This window comes from Streptomyces monashensis, assembly GCF_001866665.1.
In the GTDB taxonomy this organism is placed as follows: Bacteria; Actinomycetota; Actinomycetes; order Streptomycetales; family Streptomycetaceae; genus Streptomyces; species Streptomyces monashensis.
Genome location: NZ_MLYO01000132.1, coordinates 1 through 2961, shown reverse-complemented (window position 1 = coordinate 2961; position 2961 = coordinate 1). Strand labels below are relative to the sequence as shown.

Annotated in this window: 2 protein-coding genes; both read right to left on the bottom strand. The window is 73.7% G+C overall.

Annotated features, from left to right (window positions below):
• The coding region (locus BIV23_RS44255) for a DoxX family protein (RefSeq protein ID WP_177240260.1) at nt 1-1705 on the bottom strand (1705 nt) is incomplete at its 3' end.
• Nucleotides 1706-1833: 128 nt separating this feature from the next.
• The gene (gene rlmB / locus BIV23_RS44250; RefSeq protein ID WP_071386656.1) at nt 1834-2775 is read right to left on the bottom strand and encodes a 23S rRNA (guanosine(2251)-2'-O)-methyltransferase RlmB; all 942 of its coding nucleotides are present in this window, start codon (nt 2773-2775) and stop codon (nt 1834-1836) included.
• Nucleotides 2776-2961: the final 186 nt, after the last annotated feature.

The following is a 2961-nucleotide window of genomic DNA, read 5'->3' as shown; positions in this document are numbered from 1 at the left end:
ACAGGCCGCCCACCAGGCCCGGTTGACCGGAGGACGACGTGCCGCCGGAGCCGCCCGAGGACGTCGGGCCGCCGGTCGCCGTGCCACCGGTGCCGGTCGGGCCCGCGGTGCTGCTCGGGGTGCCGCCCGTCGGGGACGAGTGGTGCCGCGGGAGCTGGCCCGAGATGCCCTGGGTCTCGCTGGGCACCGTCGCACCGCCCGCGCTGCGCGTGGCGCCCGGGGTCGTCGCCGCACCGGAGGGGCTCGCACCGCCCGTGGCGCCGCCCGTGCGGTGCGTGGACGCCGACGGGGTGGTGCTGTGCCGCCGGCCCGGCTCCTGCGGGAGCGCAGAGCCCGGGAGGTTGTTGCGCGGGGCCTCGCCGGGGCCGGGGACGACGACGCGGCTGGAGTCGCGTACGGCGCCGCCCAGCAGGGAGCCGACGAGCAGGGTGAGGCCGGCCGTGACGGCCGTGATCAGAGCGCCCCGGCGCAGGACGTAGCGGCGCAGCTCCCAGATGTCGGAGCGGGGGCCGAGGCGCCGCCAGGCACCGGCCGCGAGCCGGCCGTCCACGGAGTAGACGGGGGCGCCGGCGATGATCAGCGGCGACCAGGCGGCGAGGTAGATGATGTCGGGCGCGTCGTAGGCGGGGACCGTCTTCCAGCTGACCGTGACGATCAGGGCGGCGGAGAGCAGGGCGCCGACGACCGCGGCCACCCGCTGCCAGCAGCCGAGGATCGTCAGGACGCCCACGACCACCTGGAGGAAGGCGATGACCAGGCCGGAGCCGACCGGGTGGTGCAGGGCGAACTGGCGCAGCGGCTCGGCCACGTCCCACGGGTGCAGGGTGTTGAGCCACTTGACCATGGAGCCGCGCTTGCCGCCGTCGAAGTAGACGGGGTCGCACAGCTTGCCCATGCCGGCGTAGATGGAGATGAAGCCGAGGAAGATGCGCAACGGGAGCAGGACGACGCCGAGGTTCATCCGGCGGCCCGGGTAGTAGGCGTGCCGGGCGGGGTCGTCGCCCTGGCGCCGTACGGGGCGCGCGAGGTCCTCGAGGGCGGGATCCCGGTGGCTCGGGTGGTCCGCGTACTCGTCGTAACCGTCGTGGTCGTCGTAGCCGTCGTAGCCGCGGGGGCGTCCGAAGTCGGCGTCCGGGTACGGGGGTTCGTCGTAGTCGCTGCCGACCGTGCGCATATGGGGCAGCAGGCGGGTGCCGTCGGTGTCCGGGGCGGTGCGCTGGTGGCCCACGACCGGGGTCTCGACCGTCTGGTCCAGCGCGTCGTAGCCGTCGTCGTAGCCGGTCCCGACGCGCGGGATGACCTGGGTGGCGCCGGCCTCGGGCTCCTCGGTCTGGCGGACGCTGCCCCGCACGGCCTGGAGGAGCCGGTGGGCGCCGGTGTCGTCCGGGGCGGACTTGCCGCTCCACACGACGGGGCGGCGGCGGCCGGCGGCGGCCGCGCGGCCCTCGGGGCTCATGGCGGGCATCCCGGCGGTGTGAGAGGCGGCACTCAGATGCCGGGCGATCCGCGGGGATTGGGTCCGCTTCGCCGACCCGCTCAGCTGCACGCGGAAGCTGGCGTGATTGACGATGACCTGCGCCGGATCGCTCGGCACCTTCACCATGCTCAGCGCGGGAGCGTCCTCGGGTCCGGACGAGAATCCGGCTTTGAATCCCGACGAGCGGCCCCCCGTGGGTGTGCGGGGTGTTCTGGTGTCCACACTCATCTAACCGAGTGACGTGGAGTTAGGACACTGCTTTGACCGCCTGGATGTGTCCGGACCCCGTCAAAGGGGCCCGGAGCACCGCAGGAACACCGGGATTAACACGAACAGGTGAGAATTCGGACGGCCGTTCAGGCTCGCCTGCGCGCCGCCTCGTACAGCACGATCCCCGCCGCCACACCGGCGTTCAGCGACTCGGCGCCGCCCGGCATCGGGATGCGGACACGGAAGTCGCAGGTCTCGCCGACCAGGCGGGACAGGCCCTTGCCCTCGCTGCCGACCACGATGACGACCGGGCCGTCCAGGGCCGCCAGCTCGCCGAGCTCGTCCTCGCCGTCCGCCGCCAGGCCCACGACCGCGACGCCGGCCTTCTTGTACTGCTCCAGGGTGCGGGTGAGGTTGGTGGCACGGGCGACCGGGGTACGGGCGGCCGTACCGGCGGAGGTCTTCCAGGCGCCGGCGGTCATGCCGGCCGAGCGGCGCTCGGGCACGATGACGCCGTGGCCGCCGAAGGCGGAGACGGAGCGGACGACCGCGCCGAGGTTGCGCGGGTCGGTGACCCCGTCGAGCGCGACGACGAGCGGGTCCTCGCCCCCGTCGGCCGCCGCGTCGAGCAGGTCCTCCGGGTGCGCGTACTCGTACGGCGGGACCTGCAGGACGAGGCCCTGGTGGTTGAGGCCGTTCGTCATGCGGTCCAGCTCGGGGCGCGGGGCCTCCATCAGGTTGATGCCACCGCGCTCGGCGGCGAGCTGGAGGGCCTCGCGGACGCGCTCGTCGTTGTCGATGAACTGCTGGACGTAGAGGGTGGTGGCGGGCACGCCCTCGCGCAGCGCCTCGACGACCGGGTTACGGCCGACGACCATCTCGGACGTCGACCTGCCGCCTCGGCCCCGGGCCACGGGACGGCGTGCGGCCTGCTTCGCCTTGGCGGTGGCGATGCGGTTCTTCTTGTGCCCCTTGCGCATCTCGGCGGGCGGGGTCGGGCCCTTGCCCTCCAGGCCCCGGCGCCGCTGGCCGCCACTGCCGACCTGCGCGCCCTTCTTGCCGGACATGCGGCGGTTGTTCGCGGCCATGAGTCACTCGTCTCCGTGAGCTTCGTACGTACGTCTTGTGTGTCTGCGTCGTCCGCGTCCTGTGCGTCCGCGTCCTATGCAGTGTGCCGCCCGGAAGGCCGGGCGGCACAGTCGATCTTCGGGTCCGGCTAGGCCTTGAGGGTCCAGCGGGGGCCCTGCGGGCTGTCCTCGACGGTGAGGCCGGAC